15 protein-coding genes are annotated in these 16,764 nt (G+C 70.8%); 14 read left to right on the top strand and 1 reads right to left on the bottom strand.

What is annotated here, in order from left to right:
* Nucleotides 1-30: 30 nt before the first annotated feature.
* From BM109_RS35905 to BM109_RS35950, 10 genes are read left to right on the top strand one after another with little or no spacing between them, the layout of a single operon-like run.
* Entirely contained in the window at nt 31-987 is a 957-nt protein-coding gene (locus BM109_RS35905) for a tripartite tricarboxylate transporter substrate binding protein (RefSeq protein WP_093353988.1), read from the top strand.
* Nucleotides 984-2,258 (top strand): 3-isopropylmalate dehydratase large subunit, encoded by a 1,275-nt coding sequence (locus tag BM109_RS35910; RefSeq protein WP_093353990.1) that lies wholly within the window; start codon nt 984-986, stop codon nt 2,256-2,258. Before BM109_RS35905 ends, BM109_RS35910 begins: the two co-directional genes overlap by 4 nt.
* On the top strand, nt 2,255-2,767 hold the full coding sequence (locus BM109_RS35915; protein ID WP_093353993.1) for a LeuD/DmdB family oxidoreductase small subunit: 513 nt from the start codon (nt 2,255-2,257) through the stop codon (nt 2,765-2,767). The genes BM109_RS35910 and BM109_RS35915 overlap by 4 nt, the downstream gene beginning before the upstream one ends.
* The gene (locus BM109_RS35920; protein ID WP_093353997.1) at nt 2,757-4,082 is read left to right on the top strand and encodes an MmgE/PrpD family protein; all 1,326 of its coding nucleotides are present in this window, start codon (nt 2,757-2,759) and stop codon (nt 4,080-4,082) included. Before BM109_RS35915 ends, BM109_RS35920 begins: the two co-directional genes overlap by 11 nt.
* A 37-nt stretch (nt 4,083-4,119) precedes the next feature.
* Nucleotides 4,120-5,088, top strand: coding sequence for a Bug family tripartite tricarboxylate transporter substrate binding protein (locus BM109_RS35925; RefSeq protein WP_093353999.1), 969 nt, complete (start codon nt 4,120-4,122; stop codon nt 5,086-5,088).
* A gap of 1 nt (nt 5,089) precedes the next feature.
* Nucleotides 5,090-6,784 (top strand): hydantoinase B/oxoprolinase family protein, encoded by a 1,695-nt coding sequence (locus tag BM109_RS35930; RefSeq protein ID WP_093354001.1) that lies wholly within the window; start codon nt 5,090-5,092, stop codon nt 6,782-6,784.
* A complete protein-coding gene (locus BM109_RS35935) occupies nt 6,781-8,835 on the top strand; it encodes a hydantoinase/oxoprolinase family protein (RefSeq protein WP_093354003.1) in 2,055 nt (684 codons plus the stop codon). The genes BM109_RS35930 and BM109_RS35935 overlap by 4 nt, the downstream gene beginning before the upstream one ends.
* Nucleotides 8,832-9,446, top strand: coding sequence for a cysteine hydrolase family protein (locus BM109_RS35940; protein ID WP_093354006.1), 615 nt, complete (start codon nt 8,832-8,834; stop codon nt 9,444-9,446). The genes BM109_RS35935 and BM109_RS35940 overlap by 4 nt, the downstream gene beginning before the upstream one ends.
* Complete coding sequence (locus BM109_RS35945) at nt 9,443-10,858, top strand: FAD-dependent oxidoreductase (RefSeq protein ID WP_093354008.1); 1,416 nt, start codon at nt 9,443-9,445, stop codon at nt 10,856-10,858. Before BM109_RS35940 ends, BM109_RS35945 begins: the two co-directional genes overlap by 4 nt.
* Nucleotides 10,855-11,718: an isocitrate lyase/PEP mutase family protein gene (locus tag BM109_RS35950; protein WP_093354010.1), complete on the top strand. Its 864-nt coding sequence runs from the start codon at nt 10,855-10,857 to the stop codon at nt 11,716-11,718. The genes BM109_RS35945 and BM109_RS35950 overlap by 4 nt, the downstream gene beginning before the upstream one ends.
* 3 nt (nt 11,719-11,721) lie before the next feature.
* Here the strand turns inward: BM109_RS35950 and BM109_RS35955 are convergent, their stop codons facing one another.
* Nucleotides 11,722-12,609, bottom strand: a complete 888-nt coding sequence (locus tag BM109_RS35955; protein WP_093354013.1) for a LysR family transcriptional regulator — start codon at nt 12,607-12,609, stop codon at nt 11,722-11,724.
* Nucleotides 12,610-12,747: 138 nt separating this feature from the next.
* Between BM109_RS35955 and BM109_RS35960 the strand changes: the two genes are divergently transcribed.
* The 4 genes from BM109_RS35960 (at nt 12,748) to BM109_RS35975 (ending at nt 16,739) form a co-directional block, all read left to right on the top strand.
* Nucleotides 12,748-13,506 (top strand): SDR family oxidoreductase, encoded by a 759-nt coding sequence (locus tag BM109_RS35960; RefSeq protein ID WP_093354116.1) that lies wholly within the window; start codon nt 12,748-12,750, stop codon nt 13,504-13,506.
* Nucleotides 13,507-13,700: 194 nt separating this feature from the next.
* On the top strand, nt 13,701-14,396 hold the full coding sequence (locus BM109_RS35965) for a TetR/AcrR family transcriptional regulator (RefSeq protein ID WP_093354015.1): 696 nt from the start codon (nt 13,701-13,703) through the stop codon (nt 14,394-14,396).
* A 71-nt stretch (nt 14,397-14,467) separates the two neighbouring features.
* Nucleotides 14,468-16,264, top strand: a complete 1,797-nt coding sequence (locus tag BM109_RS35970) for an acyl-CoA dehydrogenase C-terminal domain-containing protein (protein ID WP_093354018.1) — start codon at nt 14,468-14,470, stop codon at nt 16,262-16,264.
* Between the two features lie 40 nt (nt 16,265-16,304).
* Nucleotides 16,305-16,739 (top strand): DUF2147 domain-containing protein, encoded by a 435-nt coding sequence (locus BM109_RS35975; RefSeq protein ID WP_093354021.1) that lies wholly within the window; start codon nt 16,305-16,307, stop codon nt 16,737-16,739.
* Nucleotides 16,740-16,764: the final 25 nt, after the last annotated feature.

Raw genomic sequence — 16,764 nt, forward strand, 5'->3', positions numbered from 1 at the left:
CTCCCCCCACGATCTTCCGGAGAACAACACATGAAAAGACGCGACATCCTTCTCTCGTCGCTGGCCGCGGCATGGGCCGGCAACAGCCTGGCGCAGATCGGCGGCGCGCCGGTGCGCATCCTGGTCGGCGCGCCCGCGGGCGGCTCCACCGACACGCTGGCGCGCTCGCTGGCCGTGAGCATGGGCCCGGCGCTGGGTCGCAACGTCATCGTCGAGAACAAGCCCGGCGCGGGCGGCAACATCGCGGCCGATGCCGTGGCCAAGGCCGCGCCCGACGGCAACACGCTGCTGATGAGCTTCACCAGCCATGCGATCAACGCCACGCTCTATCCGAGCCTGCCCTTCGATCCGGTCAAAGACTTCACCGCGCTGACCTGCGTCGCGACCTCGCCCTCGATCCTGGTGGCGCATCCCTCGCTGCCCGCGAAGGACGTGCGCGAGCTGATCGCGCTCGCCAAGGCGAAGCCGGGCCAGCTCAACTTCGCGATCGGCGCCGTGGGCTCGTCGCTGCACATGGCAGGCGAGGCCTTCAAGATGCAGTCGGGCGTGGACATCGTGAACATCCCCTACAAGGGCACCTCGCCCGCGGTGCAGGACGTGCTCGCGGGCCAGGTGCAGCTGATGTTCGCGGCCGTGGGCAACGTCAAGGCCCACATCCAGGCCGGCAAGCTCAAGGCGCTTGGCGTGACCACGGCCAAGCGGCTGCCGGCCTTCCCCGAGGTGCCGGCCATCGCCGAGGCGCTGCCCGGCTACGAATCGAGCGCCTGGTTCGGCCTGTTCGGCCCCGCGCGCATGCCCGCCGAGCGGATCAAGCAGATCGGCGATGCCGCGCGCCATGCGCTGCAACAGGCCGACATGCGCCAGCGCCTCGAGATCGAGGGCGCGATCCCCGTCGGCAATTCGAGCGAGCAGTTCTCGGCCTTCGTGCAGAGCGAGATCGTGCGCTGGGCCAAGGTGGTCAAGTTCTCGGGAGCCAAGCCCGAATGAGCGCGACGGCTTCAGCACAGACCCTGGCGCAGAAGCTCATCGCGCGCGCCAGCGGCCGCGAGCGGGTGGCGGTGGGCGAGATCGTGACCTGCGGTGTCGACCTGGCGATGTTCCACGACTCCTCGGGGCCGCGCCGCCTGCAGCCCATGCTCGAGGAACTGGGCGCGCAGATCTGGGACCGCTCGCGCGTGGTGCTCGTGATGGACCACTACGTGCCCGAGCGCGACGACGACTCGCGCCGCATCGTTCGCATCGCGCGCGACTGGGCGCGCGACCAGAAGCTGCCGCACGTCTACGACAGCCAGGGCATCTGCCACGTGGTGGTGCCGCAGCACGGCCACATCCGCCCCGGCATGCTGTGCGTGGGCGGCGACTCGCACTCGCCCACGGGCGGTGCCTTCGGTGCCTACATGTTCGGCGTCGGCAGCACCGAGATGCTCGGCGTGGTGGTCACCGGCGAGATCTGGCTGCGCGTGCCCGAGACCCTGCGCATGTGGTGGGACGGCGCGCTGCCCGCGGGCGTGACAGCCAAGGACATGATGCTGCACATGATCGGCCGCTTCGGCATGAACGGCGGCCGCTACCAGGCCGTGGAGTTCGCGGGGCCGGCGGTGGTCGCGCTGTCGATGCAGGAGCGCATGACGCTCTCGAACATGAGCGCCGAGCTCGGTGCGCAGGCCGGGCTGATCGCGCCCGATGCGACCACGGCCGCGTTCCTGGCCGGTGCCGGCGCGCCGCCGGTCGACATGGCGCCTTGGTTCACCGACGCCGATGCCGCGCTCACGGACCACCGCTTCGATGCCGCCACGCTAGAACCCCATGTGGCCGCGCCGCACAGCCCGGCCAATGCGCATGGCGTAAGCCGCTTCGTCGGCACGCCGGTCGACGTGGCCTACATCGGCGCCTGCACCGGCGCCAAGCTCGACGACCTGCGCGCCGCCGCGCAGGTGCTGCGCGGCCACAAGGTCGCGAACGGCATCCGCCTGATCGTGGCGCCCGCGAGCCTGCGCGACCAGGAGCAGGCGCGCGAGGAGGGCGTGCTGCAGGTGCTGATGGAGGCCGGCGCCGAGCTGTTCCCCACCGCCTGCGGCGCCTGCTCGGGCTATGGCGATCCGATGGGCGACGACATCACCGTCATCTCGACCACCGCGCGCAACTTCAAGGGCCGCATGGGCTCGCCGACCGCGCAGGTCTACCTGGGCTCGCCCTACACGGTGGCCGCCGCCGCGCTGCGCGGCTGCGTGACCGATCCGCGCGAGGTGCTGGCATGAGTGGTCAAAACCTGCACCGTGTCTGGCGCCTGGGCGCCGACATCGACACCGACGCGCTCGCGCCCGGCCATGCGATGAAGCATGGCATCGACCGCATCGCGCAGCACTGCCTCGAAGCCATCCGCCCCGAGTTCGCGCGCGAGGTTCGCTCGGGCGACGTGATCGTGGCCGGCCCCAACTTCGGCATCGGCTCCTCGCGCGAGCAGGCCGCGGCCGTGCTGGTGCAACTGGGCGTGGCCGCGGTGATCGCGCCCTCGTACAGCGGGCTCTTCTTCCGCAATGCCTTCAACGTCGGCCTGCTGCTGTTGACCTGCGCCGAGGCCGAATCGCTGCACGACGGCGAACAGATCGCGCTCGACATCGGCACGCCCGCGCTGCGCGGCGCCGACGGGCGCACGCTGGCCTGCGAGCCCGTGCCGGGCTTCCTGACCGAGATGGTCGAGGCCGGCGGCCTGCTGCCGCTGCTGCGCCGTCGCATGGCGGCGAAGAAGGAAGCCGATGCCGCCTGACATCGATCCACGACGCGCGGTGCTGCAGGCCGTGGTGGCGCTGCACGCAGTGCGGCCGGCCGACGCCGAAGGCGCCTCGCAGGCGCGCCGGCTGCTGGTCGACACCGTCGGCTGCGCGCTCGCGGGCCGGCAGGCGGGCGAGGTGCGCCGGCTCGAGGCCGCGCTCGCCGCCTGCGAACCGGGCGGCTTCGCGTTTCCCGCCGGCCCGTCGCTGGCCGTGCAGGCGGCCGCGCAGGTCATCGCCATGGCCGCGACCTGGGACGAGGCCTGCGAAGGCCACGCGCTCGCGCACGGCCGGCCCGGCGTGCCGCTGGTGGCGACGCTGCTGCCGCTCGCGCTGCGGCGCGGTGCCAGCCTCGGCGACTTCGTCGATGCCTTCGTGCTCGGCTACGAGGTCGGCGCGCGCTGCGGCGCCTGGCTGCGCATCCGCCCCGGCATGCATGTGGACGCCAACTGGCCCGCGCTCGGCGTGGCGGCGGGCGCGGCGCGGCTGCTGGGCCTGGCGCCCGAGGCCATCGTCCAGGCCATCGACATCGCGGCCTGCCAGCTCGCCACCAGCCTCTACCTGCCGGTGGCGCAGGGCCGCACCGCGCGCAACACCTACCTGGGCCATAGTGCTTCGCTGGGGCTGCAGGCGGCCTTCGCGAGCGCGGCCGGCATCGACGCGCCCGAGGGCGCGCTGGCCCACTACGCGGCGAACCATGCGGCAGCGGCCGCGCAGCCGCTGCCCGATGCGTCGACGCTGCTGCTGCGCGACGCCTACCTCAAGCCCTTCGCGGCCGTGCGCCACGTGCACTACGGCGCGACCGCCGCGCGTGCGTTGCGCGAACGGCTGGGCGGCGACACCGCGGGCATCCGCCGCATCGTGCTCACGGTCTACGAGGAGGCGATCGTCTACTGCGGCAACCGCGCGCCGCGCACGCCGATCCAGGCGCAGTTCAGCCTGAGCTTCGGCCTCGCGGCGATGCTGCGCTTCGGCGACGTCGATCCCTCGGTCTATGCCGCGCCGCGCTTCGACGACGTCGAGCTGCGCCGGCTCGAGGCGCTGGTCGAGCTCGAGGTCGATGCCGGTCTCACGGCACGCCGCCAGCGCGGCGCCACGCTCGCGCTGACGCACGACGGCGGCACGCTCGAAGAGACCGTGACCACCATCGCGGGCGACGCCCAGAACCCGCTGGACCGCGCGGCCCTGCTCGCCAAGTTCGCGCACTACGCCGCGCAGTCCGTCGCGCCCGCGCGCGCCCAGGCCTTCTGCGACGGCGTGCTCGACGCGCCCGCCGTCACCGCGCTCGGCGCGCTGTGGCAACGGCTCTGACCCGATTCCTCTTCACCACCTTCACGCCCACCCCATCATGAAACTCCTGCGCTACCTCGCCAGCACGCTGCTCGTGTGCCTGCCGCTCGTCGCCGCCGCCCAGGCCGGCGGCTTTCCCGACAAGGCGATCCGCCTCGTCGTGCCCTTCCCGCCGGGTGGCGCCACCGATGCCGCGGCGCGGCTGGTCGCGGTGAAGATGAGCGAGCACTGGGGCCAGCCCGTGGTGGTCGACAACCGCGCGGGCGCGGGTGGCAACGTGGGCTCGGACCTCGTGGCCAAGGCCCCGGCCGACGGCTACACGCTGGTGATGGGCGTGACCGGCTCGCATGCCATCAACACCTCGCTCTACAGCAGGATGCCTTACGACCCGGTGGCCGACTTCGTCGCCATCAGCCAGGTGGCCGTGGTGCCCAACGTGCTGGTGGTGCATCCCTCGGTGCCCGCGAAGAACCTGGCCGAGCTGGTCGCGCTCGCGAAGAAGGAGCCCGGCAAGCTCAACTACGCATCGCTGGGCAACGGCACGGCCGCGCACCTGGGCATGGAGATGCTCAAGGCCGAGGCCGGCGTCGACATCACGCACGTGCCGTACAAGGGCAGCGCGCCCGCGGTGTCCGACCTGCTGGCCGGCCAGGTGCAGATGATGGTCGACGGGCTGCCCTCGGCACTGCCGCACGTCAAGGCCGGCAAGCTGCGCGCGATCGCCCTCACCAGCCTGCGCCGCTCGCCTTCGCTGCCGGACCTGCCGACCATCGCCGAGAGCTACCCGGGCTTCTATGCCGATGCCTGGTCGGGCCTGTTCGCGCCCAAGGGCACGCCGCAGCCGGTGGTCGACAAGCTCTCGGCCGAGGTGCAGCGCATCCTCAGGTTGCCCGAGGTGCGCGAGAAGCTGGCCGCGCTCGGCGCCGAGCCGGTGGGTTCCACGCAGGCGGAATTCGCCGCCCACGTGAAAAAGGAAATCGACAAATGGGCCAAGGTTGTGAAGACCAGCGGCGCGAAGGTGGACTGATATGAACGACACACTCGACCCCGTCACGCTCGCCGTGCTGCGCGGCCGCCTCGAGCAGGTGGCCGACGAGATGGACGCCACGCTCTACCGCAGCGCGTTCAATCCCATCATTGCCGAGGCGCACGACGCCTGCCACGGCCTGTACGACGCGACCAGCGGCGACACGCTGGTGCAGGGCAAGTCGGGCTTGCCGGTGTTCGTCGGCGCCATGGCTTTCGCGGTGCGCGCCACCATCGCCGCGGCCGAGCCGCGCGGCGGCATGAAGGACGGCGACATCTGGATCAGCAACGATGCCTACGACGGCGGCACGCACGCCAACGACTTCAAGCTGGTCAAGCCGTTCTTCCGCAACGGCAAGCTCTATTGCCACATGGCCTCGGCCGCGCACTGGCACGACGTGGGCGGCGCGGTGCCCGGCAACTACAACCCCGCGGCCACCGAGTGCTGGCAGGAGGCGGTGCAGATCCCGCCGGTGCGCATCGTGCGCGACGGCAAGCTCGATGCCGACGTGCTCGCGATCCTGCAGGCCAACACGCGCCTGCCCGACAGCCTCTGGGGCGACCTCAACGGCCAGCTCGCGGCGCTCGAGCTCGGCGCGAAGCGGCTGAACGGCCTGCTCGACGAGTACGGCGACGACCTGGTGCTGAATGCGCTCGGCGAGTTGCGCGGCCGCGCGCTGCGACTGATGCGCTCGCACATCGCCTCGCTGCCCGACGGCCGCTACAGCTTCGAGGACCTGCTCGACAACGACGGCATCGTGAACGAGCCGCTGACCATCGCGCTCGACATGACGGTGGCCGGCGACCGGCTGCTGCTCGACTTCTCGCGCACCTCGGCGCAATGCGCGGGGCCGGTCAACATCTCGCGCGCCACCGCCGTGGCGGCCTGCTACGTCGCGCTCAAGCACCTGTTCCCCGATGTGCCCGCCAATGCCGGCGTGCTCGACGCGGTGGACTTCGATATCCCCGACCGGCTGGTGATCAGCGCCGAGCGCCCGCGCCCGGTCGGCGGCTACACAGAGACCATCCTGCGCATGATCGACGTGATCTTCAGCGCCGCCGCGCAGGCCGATCCCACGCGCGCCGTCGCGCAGGCCTACGGCACCATCAATGCGCTGTCGATCGCGGGCCACCGCAGCGACAAGGGCCGCGAGGGCCAGCGCTGGGTGATGTTCAGCTTCTTCGGCGGCGGCCATGGCGGCCACTCGGGTGGCGACGGGCTCTCGCACGGCAACGCGCCGATCTCGACCGCGACCATTCCGCCGCTGGAGATTCTCGAGGCCGCCTACCCGGTGCGCTTCACCGAATGGTCGCTGCGCGCCGATTCGGGCGGCGACGGCCGGCACCGCGGCGGCCTCGGCGCCGTCTACGAGATCGAGCTGCTCGAGCAGGACGCCGAAGTCTTCGTGTTCGGCGAGCGCGGCACCTCGCCGCCCAAGGGCATCGCGGGCGGCGGCGCGGGCGCGGTCAACGTGTTCCGCTACGAGAACGCGGGCGAATGGCACGTGCCGCCGATGGTCTCGAAGATGCGCGGCATCCGGCTCGAGCGCGGCGAGCGCGTGCGGCTCGAGACGCCGGGCGGCGGCGGCTGGGGCGAGGCCGCCGAGCGGCCCGCGGCGCAGCGCGCGGCCGACCGCGCGATGGGCTATGTGACGACCGGCAACGACAAGAACGACAAGGACGAGGCATCCGAATGAGCTCCCCTGGCAACTCCCGCAATTCCCTGGTCGTCGGCGTCGACGTCGGCGGCACCTTCACCGACCTGTTCGTGCTCGACGAGGCGAACGGCACGGCGCGCATCGTCAAGGTGCCGTCCACGCGCGGCGAGGAAGCGCGCGGCTTCATGAACGGCGTGGCACGCGTGGCCGATTCGGCCGCGGCCATCGCCACCATCGTGCACGGCACCACCGTCGGCACCAACGCGCTGCTCGAGCGCAAGGTGGCGCGCACCGGCATCATCACCACGCGCGGCTTTCGCGACGTGCTCGAGATGCGCCGCCGCGACCGGCCCCAGACCTGGGGCCTGCGCGGCAGCTTCCTGCCCGTGGTGCCGCGCGACCTGCGCCGCGAGGTCGATGAGCGCGTGCTGGCCGATGGCACGCTGCACACCGCGGTCGATCTTGACCAGGTGCGCGCCGAGGCGCGCGCGCTGCTCGAGGCCGGCTGCGAGGCGGTCTGCGTGTTCTTCATCAACACCTACGCCAACCCGGCGAACGAACGGCTCGCGGTCGCGGCGGTGCGCGAGCTCTGGCCGAATCCGCACGTCACCTCGGCCAGCGAGGTGCTGCCCGAGATCCGCGAATTCGAGCGCTGCTCGACCGCCACGCTCAATGCCGCGCTGCAGCCGGTGGTGGGCAGCTACCTCGGCCGGCTCGAGTCGGACCTGCGCGCGCAGGGCTTCGCGGGCGAGCTGCTGGTGGTGCAGAGCAACGGCGGCGTGATGTCGCGCCAGACCGCGAGCGACCTGCCGGTGCGCACCGCGCTGTCGGGCCCGGCGGCCGGCGTGATCGCCTGCGCGGCCATCGCGCGCGCGGCCGGCTTTCCGAACGCGATCACCGGCGACATGGGCGGCACCTCGTTCGACGTCTCGCTGGTGGCCAACGGCGAGGCCGCGCTGGCCGCGCAGACCGCGATCGAGTTCGGCATGGTGATCCGCTCGCCGATGATCCAGATCGAGACCATCGGCGCGGGCGGCGGCTCGATCGCCTCGGTGGATGCGAGCGGCATGCTGCAGGTGGGACCCGAGTCGGCCGGCAGCGTGCCGGGCCCGGCCTGCTACGGGCGCGGCAACATGCGCCCCACGGTGACCGACGCCAACGTGCTGCTGGGCCGCATCGCGGCCGATCGGCCGCTCGGCGGCGGCCTGCTCGCGGCGCTCGACGGCGAGAAGTCGCGCCAGGCCATCGAGGAACACGTCGCGCGCCCGCTGGGCCTGGACGTGCACGCGGCCGCCGAGGCCATCCTCACGGTCGCCAACGCGCGCATGGCCGGCGCCATTCGCCTGGTGTCGATCGAACGCGGCCACGACCCGCGCCGCTTCGCCTACATGCCCTTCGGCGGCGGCGGCGCGCTGCACGTGTGCGCGATGATGCGCGAGGTCGGCGTGGCCACCGGCATCGTGCCGCGCTATCCCGGCGTGACCTCGGCGCTGGGTTGCGTGATCGCCGACATGCGCCACGACGCGGTGCAGACCCTCAACAAGCCGCTGGCCGAACTCGACGTGGCGGAGGTCCAGCGCCGCATCGACGAGCTGGCCGCGAGCTGCCAGCAGCGCCTCGACTCCTCGGGCGTGCGCTTCGACGAAGTGCGCGAGGTGATCGCGCTCGACATGCTCTACGCGGGCCAGACCCACACGCTGCCCGTGGTGCTGGGCAGCGCGCCGCTCACGGCCGCGGCCATCCGCGCCGCCTTCGAGGCCAGCTACACGGCCGCCTTCGGCCGCGTGCTCGAGGGCATCGCGATCCGCGTGATGAACCTGCGCTATGCGCGCATCGGCGTGCGGCCCAAGTTCGACCTGAAGGTGCTCGCGCCCGAGGGGCAGGGCAGCACCGCGCCGCTGGGCACGCAGCGCGTGTTCCACGACGGCCGCTGGCACGAGGCGCAACGCTATGCGCGCCTGGAACTGCCGGTGGCCGCGCGCATCGAGGGGCCCGCGATCCTCGAGCAGGCCGACACCACCGTGTGGCTCGAACCCGGCTTCCATGCCGAGGTCGATGCGCACGGCAACCTTCTCGTGAGGCTGTCATGAGCGAAACCAGGCAACCGATCGCGGCACGCACCGCGCTGGTCGTCATCGACCTGCAGAACGACTTCCTCGACCCAAGGGGCGCCTATGCGCGCGGCGGCGACACCAATCCGCCGGCGCTGCTGCTGCCGGCGCGCGTGGCCGCGGTGGCGCGCGTGCTCAAGGCCGCGGGCGGCATGGTGGTGGCGAGCCAGTTCACGCTGTGGCCCGATACCGCGGGCGAGCCGATGGTGTCGCCGCACCTGAAGGCGCTGCGCCCGTACCTCGCCAAGGGCGACTTCGCGCCCGGCAGCTGGGGTCAGGCCAACGTCGATGCGCTGGCCGGGCTGGTCGACGTGAACGTGAGCAAGGTCGCGTACTCGGCCTTCTTCAACACCCAGCTCGACTGGGTGCTGCGCCGCGCGGGCATCGACACGGTGGCGGTCTGCGGCATCGTCACCAACGGCGGCGTCGCGAGCACGGTGCGCGATGCGCACATGCGCGACTACCGCACGCTGGTGCTGGCCGACGGCTGCGCGGCCTTCGGCGAGGAAAGGCATCAGACCTCGCTGGCCGACATGCGCAACGTGGCCGAGGTGACGGACTGCGCGGCCTTCGCCGCGTCGCTCGCATGAGTTCGAACCCGTCGCGACCGGTGCGCCGGGCGGCCTCGGTCGAGGCCGAGGTGCGCGTGCCGGTGGCGATCGTCGGCGGCGGCGCCTGCGGGCTCACGGCCGCGCTGATGCTGGCCGATGCGGGCGTGGACTGCGTGGTGCTCGAGCGCGATGCGCTGCCGAGTGGATCGACCGCGCTGTCCTCGGGCTTCATCCCCGCGCCCGGCACGCTCGCGCAGCGCGCGCACGGTGTGCTCGACGACAGCGCCGAGCGCTTCGCCGCCGACATCCAGGCCAAGGCCCATGGCCGCGCGGCGCCCGCGCTGGTCGCGGCCTATGCGGGCGCCATCGGCCCGGCGCTCGATGCGCTGCAGGCGCGCCACGGGCTGCGGTGGCTGCTGCTCGATGGCTTCCTCTACCCGGGCCATGGCGTGCACCGCATGCATGCGCTCGAACAGAAGACCGGCGCCGCGCTGATGGCGGCGCTGCAGTCGGCCGCCGAGGCAGCCGGCATCCCGGTGCTGACGCAGGCGCTGGTCGACACGCTGGTGCTCGATGACGGCGACCGCGTGGTCGGCGTCGAGTACGCGCGCCCCGACGGCAGCCGCGAGACGCTGGGCTGCGATGCGCTGCTGCTGGCCTGCAACGGCTTCGGCGGCAATGCGCGGATGGTGCGCGCGCTGCTGCCCGAGATGGCCGAGGCCGCGTTCGGCGGCCACGTGGGCAACGACGGCAGCGCGATCCTCTGGGGCGAGGCGCTGGGCGCGCGGCTGCGCGACCTCGGCGGTTACCAGGGCCACGGCTCCTGGGTCACGCCGCAGGGCGCGCTGATGTCCTGGGCCGTGATGATGGAAGGCGGCGTGCAGCTCAACTGCGAGGGGCGGCGCTTCCATGACGAGACCCAGGGCTACTCCGAAGCCGCGGTGCATGTGCTCGCGCAGCCGGGCGGCATCGCCTGGAACGTGTTCGACGCGCCGCTGCTCGCGCTGGCGCGCGGCTTTCCCGATTTCTGCGAGGCCGAGGCGGCGGGTGCCGTGCGGCGCTGCGAGTCGGTGGCCGCACTGGCCGACTGCATCGGCTGCGAGGCCGCGGTGCTGCAGGCCACGCTCGACGCGATGCGTACCGGCACGCCCACGTCCGACGGCCGTGCGTTCGCGCGCGGACTCGAGGCACCGTACTTCGCGGTCAAGGTCACGGGCGCGCTGTTCCACACCCAGGGCGGCCTCGACACCGCGCCCGACATGCGCGTGCTGCGCCACGACGGCACGCCCTTTCACAACCTGCTGGCCGCGGGCGGCGCGGCGGGTGGCGTGTCGGGCGACGCGGTCTGGGGCTATCTCTCCGGCAACGGCCTGCTGAGCGCCGTGGCCGGCGGCTATATCGCGGCGCGCACGCTCGCCGCATCCATCCAAACCAGGACGAACTCCGCATGACGAATCCTTCCTTCAAGACCCGGCTCGCGCGCAACGACATCGTGCTCGCGCCCGGCGTGTACGACGCGCTCAGCGCACTGGTGGCCGAGCAGGCCGGCTTCGAGGCGCTGTACCTCTCGGGCGCCTCCATCGCCTACACGCGGCTCGGCCGCTCCGACGTCGGCCTCACCACCTTCACCGAGGTGGCCGACACGCTGGCGCGCATCACCGAGCGCGTGCGCGTGCCGGTGATCGTCGACGCCGACACCGGCTTCGGCAATGCGCTCAACACCCAGCGCACCGTGCGCGGCTTCGAACGCGCGGGCGCGGCCATGGTGCAGATCGAGGACCAGACCTTTCCCAAGCGTTGCGGCCATCTCGACGGCAAGGCCGTGGTGTCCGAGCGCGAGATGGTCGGCAAGCTCAAGGCCGCGCTCGATGCGCGCAGCTCGAGCGAAACCCTGATCCTCGCGCGCACCGACGCGGTGGCGGTCGAGGGCATGGAGGCCGCGCTCGACCGCGCCGAGGCCTATCTCGCCTGCGGCGTGGACGCGCTCTTCATCGAGGCGCTGCGTTCGCCCGAGCAGATGGACGCGGCCTGCCGGCGCTTCGGCGACCGCGTGCCGCTGCTGGCCAACATGGTCGAAGGCGGCAAGACGCCGATCGAGGATGCCGATGCATTGCAGCGGCACGGCTTTCGCATCGCGATCTTCCCGGGCGGCACGGCGCGCGCCGTGACGCACACGCTGCAGGGCTACTACGCGAGCCTGCACCGCCACCGCACCACGCAGCCGTGGCGGCCGCAGATGCTGGACTTCGATGCGCTCAACGCGGTGATCGGCACGCCCGAGCTGATGCTCGAAGGACAGAAGTACGAGTAGGTCTCAGCGCAGCGCGCGCACGAGTTCGTCGTAGACCAGCCGCACGCGCGCGGGCACCGGCGCGCGCTGCGAGCGGTAGACATGGATCGGCCAGGACTCGGGCGCCTCGGCCTCGAGCACCTCGACCAGCTCGCCCGACGCGATCAGCGGCTCGGCCAGCGGCCCCGCGAGCTGGCCGAAGCCCAGGCCCGCGCGCACGGCGGTGCACTCGGCCTCCACGTCGTCGCTGATGAAGGCCGGCGCCGCCACCGGCATCTGCCGCCCCTTGCTGAAGAACCAGGACCAGGGACGGCCCACGCTGCGGTCGAGCAGCGCGGTGAGCGGAAAGCCCGGCAGCGCCTCGATGTCCTGCGGGATGCCGGTGCGCGCGATCAGCGCCGGCGCCGCCACCACGCGCAGCTGCATGCGCCCGACCGTGCGCGCGACGAAGCGCGCATCGCGGATCGGGCCGGCGCGCACGCCGATGTCGATCTGCTCGTCGACCACGTCGGCATGTTCCTCCGACAGCCGCAGGTCGAGCACCAGCCCCGGATGCGCGGCCAGCATTGGTGCCAGCGCCTCGGGAATCAGCCGCCGGCCGTAGACGTTGGGCGCGGTGACGCGCACCGTGCCCGCGTGCTGCGACAGCGCGCGCCGGTCGGTGCGGTGGAACAGCGCATCGACCCCACCGACCGCGGTGCGCGCGCGCTGCGCGAGCTGGCGGCCGAAGTCGGTGAGCTGCACGCCGCGCGTGCTGCGGTGGAACAGCGGCTCGCCCAGTTCCTCCTCGAGCTCGCGCACGGCGCGCGTGACCACCTGCGGCGAGACCGCCAGGCGCACCGCGGCATCGCGGAAGTTGGCCGCATCGGCGGCGGCGCAGAACACGCGCAGGGCTTCGAGGCGGTTCGACATGGGTAGTTGGACGATGGGTTGAGTGTTCCTGAATCAGGAATTCTGAAGTCGTGAGAGTTTCATTTACGGGAACGCCCGGATTTTCCACACTGCATGCACTTCTTCAAGTTCTTCAACGTCCACCCCAAGGAAAACACCATGACTTCCGTTCAAGACAACATCCGCGGCAAGGTTGCCATCGTCACCGGCGCCAGCAGCGGCCTCGGCGAATCCACCGCCCGCCACCTGGCCGCCCGCGGCGCCAAGGTGGTGCTGGCCGCGCGCCGCACCGACCGCCTCGAGAAGGTGGTCGCCGAGATCCGCGCAGCCGGCGGCGAGGCGATCGCGGTCGCCACCGACGTGGCGAAGCGCGAGGACCTCGAGCGGCTCGCCGCCGCCACCGTCGAGGCCTTCGGCCGCATCGACGTGCTGGTCAACAACGCGGGCGTGATGCCGCTGTCGCCGATCGAGAAGCTCAAGGTCGACGAATGGGACCGCACCATCGACGTCAACATCAAGGGCGTGCTCTACGGCATCGCCGCCGTGCTGCCGCGCATGCAGGCGCAGGGCAGCGGCCACATCGTCAACGTGGCCTCGATCGCCGGCATCAAGGTGTTCACGCCGATCGGCACCGTCTACAGCGCCACAAAGTACGCGGTGCGCGCCATCTCGGAAGGCCTGCGCGTGGAGGTTGGCAACACCGGCATCCGCGTGACCATCGTCTCGCCCGGCGCGGTCGAGTCCGAACTGAAGTTCGGCACCACCGATGCCGAGACTGCCGCCGGCGTGCAGGCCTTCTACGAGGCCAGCCAGATCCCCTCGGACTCGGTGGCGCGCGCGGTGGTGTACGCGGTGGAGCAGCCGGCGAACGTGGACATCAACGAGGTCGTGCTGCGGCCGGTGGCGCAGGACTTCTGATCGACGGGCCCGGCCTTTCCGCTCCCCTGCAACGCCCCGTGCGCCTCGTGCGCACGGGGCGTTTCGCTTGCGAGGAGTGCCACGCCATTGCCACGCGAGCGGTATAACCTTTGTTAAATCAAGGTCTTTGCCGGCGAAGAATCGAAAGCCCCTGCAAAATAGAACGACCGTTCGTTTTTGTCTGGAACCCCACGATGTCCGTCAATGCCGTTTCCGCCAAGCCGGCCCGCGCCGCCCAGAAGGGCCAGCAGACCAAGGCCGTGATCGTCGACGCCGCATTGGCGCTCGCCGCGCAGATCGGGCTCGAGGGCCTGTCGATCGGCGCCGTGGCCGAGATCACCAAGATGAGCAAGTCGGGCGTGTTCGCCCATTTCGGCTCGCGCGAGGAGCTGCAGATCTCGGTGGTGCGCGAGTATCACGCGCGCTTCGAGCAGGAAGTGTTCTTCCCCGCCATCGAGGCCGATCGCGGCCTGCCGCGGCTGCGCGCGATGTTCGCCAACTGGATGAAGCGCACCTCGACCGAGATCGACTCGGGCTGCATCTACATCAGCGGCGCTTCCGAATTCGACGACCGCCCGGGCCCGGTGCGCGACGCGCTGGTGGAGTCGGTCTCGATCTGGCAGGCCGCCGTGTTGCGCGCAATCGTGCAGTCGAAGGAGGAGGGCCACCTCAACGCCGATGCCGACGAGCGCCAGGTCGCGTTCGAGATCCATGGCCTGATCCTCGCGCTGCACTACGAGGCCCGCTTCCTGCGCGTGCCCGGCTCCATCGGCCGCGCCAACACCGGCTTCGACAACATCCTCGGCCGCTATGCGGCGGCCGGGACGCCCGCGCCGACCGCGACCGCTGCCGCGCCCTCGCGCGTGCGCCGCCTCAAGACCGTGCGCTGAACGCGCGGCACCGTTTTCCTTTTCCTTTTTCTTTTCCCTTTCATCTTTCAGTTCGACCAGGAGAGTTCCGGATGCCCAGCTACAACCCACCCGTGCGCGACATGCAGTTCGTGCTGCACGAAGTGCTCAACGTCGCCGAGGAACTCAAGGCACTGCCCGCGCATGCCGAGACCGACGCCGACACCATCAACGCGGTGATCGAGGAGGCCGGCAAGTTCGCGGCCGAAGTCACCTTCCCGCTCAACATCAGCGGCGACGAGGAAGGCTGCGTGCTCGACAAGGCCACGCACGAGGTGAAGACGCCCAAGGGCTTCAAGGAAGCCTATGCCAAGTACGTGGAGGGCGGCTGGCCCGCGCTGTCGTGCGACCCGGCCTTCGGCGGCCAGGGCCTGCCCTTCGTGGTCAACCAGTGCCTGTTCGAGATGCTCAACAGCGCGAACCAGGCCTGGACCATGTACCCGGGCCTCTCGCACGGCGCCTACGAGGCGCTGGTGGCGCACGGCACCGACGAGCAGAAGAAGACCTACCTGCCCAAGCTGGTGAGCGGCGAATGGACCGGCACCATGTGCCTGACCGAACCCCATTGCGGCACCGACCTCGGCCTGCTGCGCACCAAGGCCGAACCGCAGGCCGACGGCAGCTATCGCATCACCGGCAACAAGATCTTCATCTCGGCCGGCGAGCACGACATGGCCGGCAACATCATTCACCTGGTGCTGGCCCGCCTGCCCGACGCGCCCAAGGGCAGCAAGGGCATCAGCCTGTTCGTGGTGCCGAAGTTCAAGGTCAAGGCCGACGGTTCGCTCGGCGAGCGCAACCCGATCTTCTGCTCCGGCCTCGAGCACAAGATGGGCATCCATGGCAATGCCACCGCGCAGATCGTGATCGAGGGCGCTACCGGTTCGCTGGTGGGCGAGCCCAACAAGGGCCTGGCCGCGATGTTCGTGATGATGAACGCCGCGCGCCTGGGCGTGGGCAACCAGTCGCTGGGCCTGACCGAGGTGGCGTTCCAGAACGCGCTGGCCTATGCCAAGGACCGCCTGCAGATGCGCTCGCTGTCGGGCGTGAAGGCCAAGGACAAGGAAGCCGATCCGATCATCGTGCACCCCGACGTGCGCAAGATGCTGCTGACCGCCAAGGCCTATGCCGAGGGCGGCCGCGCGCTGCAGGTGTTCTGCACCCTGCTGCTCGACAAGGAGCACCACCATCCCGACGAGAAGGTGCGCAAGGACAGCGGCGAGCTGGTCGCGCTGCTCACGCCGATCGTGAAGGCCTTCATCACCGACAACGGCCACATCGCGACCAATGCCTGCATGCAGGTCTTCGGCGGCCATGGCTTCATCAAGGAATGGGGCATGGAGCAGTACGTGCGCGACAACCGCATCAACATGATCTACGAAGGCACGAACACCGTGCAGTCGCTCGACCTGCTGGGCCGCAAGGTGCTGGGCAACAACGGCGCCTCGCTGAAGAAGTTCGGCAAGCTGGTCGCGAAGCTGGTGGAAGAAGAGGGCGTGAACGAGAAGATGGCCGAGTTCATCAACCCGATCGCGGGCCTGGGCGACCAGCTCACCAAGTTCACGACCGAGATCGGCTTCAAGGGCTTCCAGAACCCCGACGAAGTCGGCGCCGCCGCGGTGGACTACCTGCGCGTGGCCGGCCACTTCGTGTTCGGCTACCTGTTCGCCCGCATGGCGCAGGTCGCGCTGCGCGAGATCGCGGCCGGCAACACCGATCCGTTCTACGTCGCCAAGCTGCAGACCGCGCGCTTCTACTTCGCCAAGCTGTTCCCCGAGACCGCGACGCTGATGCGCACGGCCCGTGCCGGCAGCAAGGTGCTGATGGACACCGACGCCGCGCTGGCCTGAGTCCGCGCTTCCCCTCTTCGACCACTTCCCGGAGCCGACCATGAAAGCAACGCTTGCAGCCCTCGTCCTCGTCGCGACCTCGGTCACGGCCCTGGCCCAGACCACCCCGGTGGGCCTGTGGCGCAACGTCGACGACAAGACCGGCGAGGCCAAGGCCGAGATCCGCATCGGCGAGGCCGGCGGCGCGCTGCTGGGGCGCATCGAGAAGTCGTTGAAGAAGGACGGCAAGCCCGACGCGGTCTGCGACGAATGCTCGGACGACCGCAAGGGCCAGCCGATCGCCGGCCTGGAGATCATCCGCGGCGGCAAGAAGGCCGACGGCAAGGACGTCTGGGAGGGCGGGAAGATCCTCGACCCCGAGAACGGCAAGGAATACCGCGCGAGCTTCACGCCGATCGATGGCGGCAAGAAGCTCGAAGTGCGCGGCTATCTGGGCCCCTTCTGGCGCACCCAAACCTGGAACCGCGTGCAGTAAGCCTGCGCGCAACCTATCCAAGAAA

Origin of the sequence: Variovorax sp. PDC80 (assembly GCF_900115375.1) — a bacterium.
Classification (GTDB): Bacteria; Pseudomonadota; Gammaproteobacteria; order Burkholderiales; family Burkholderiaceae_C; genus Variovorax.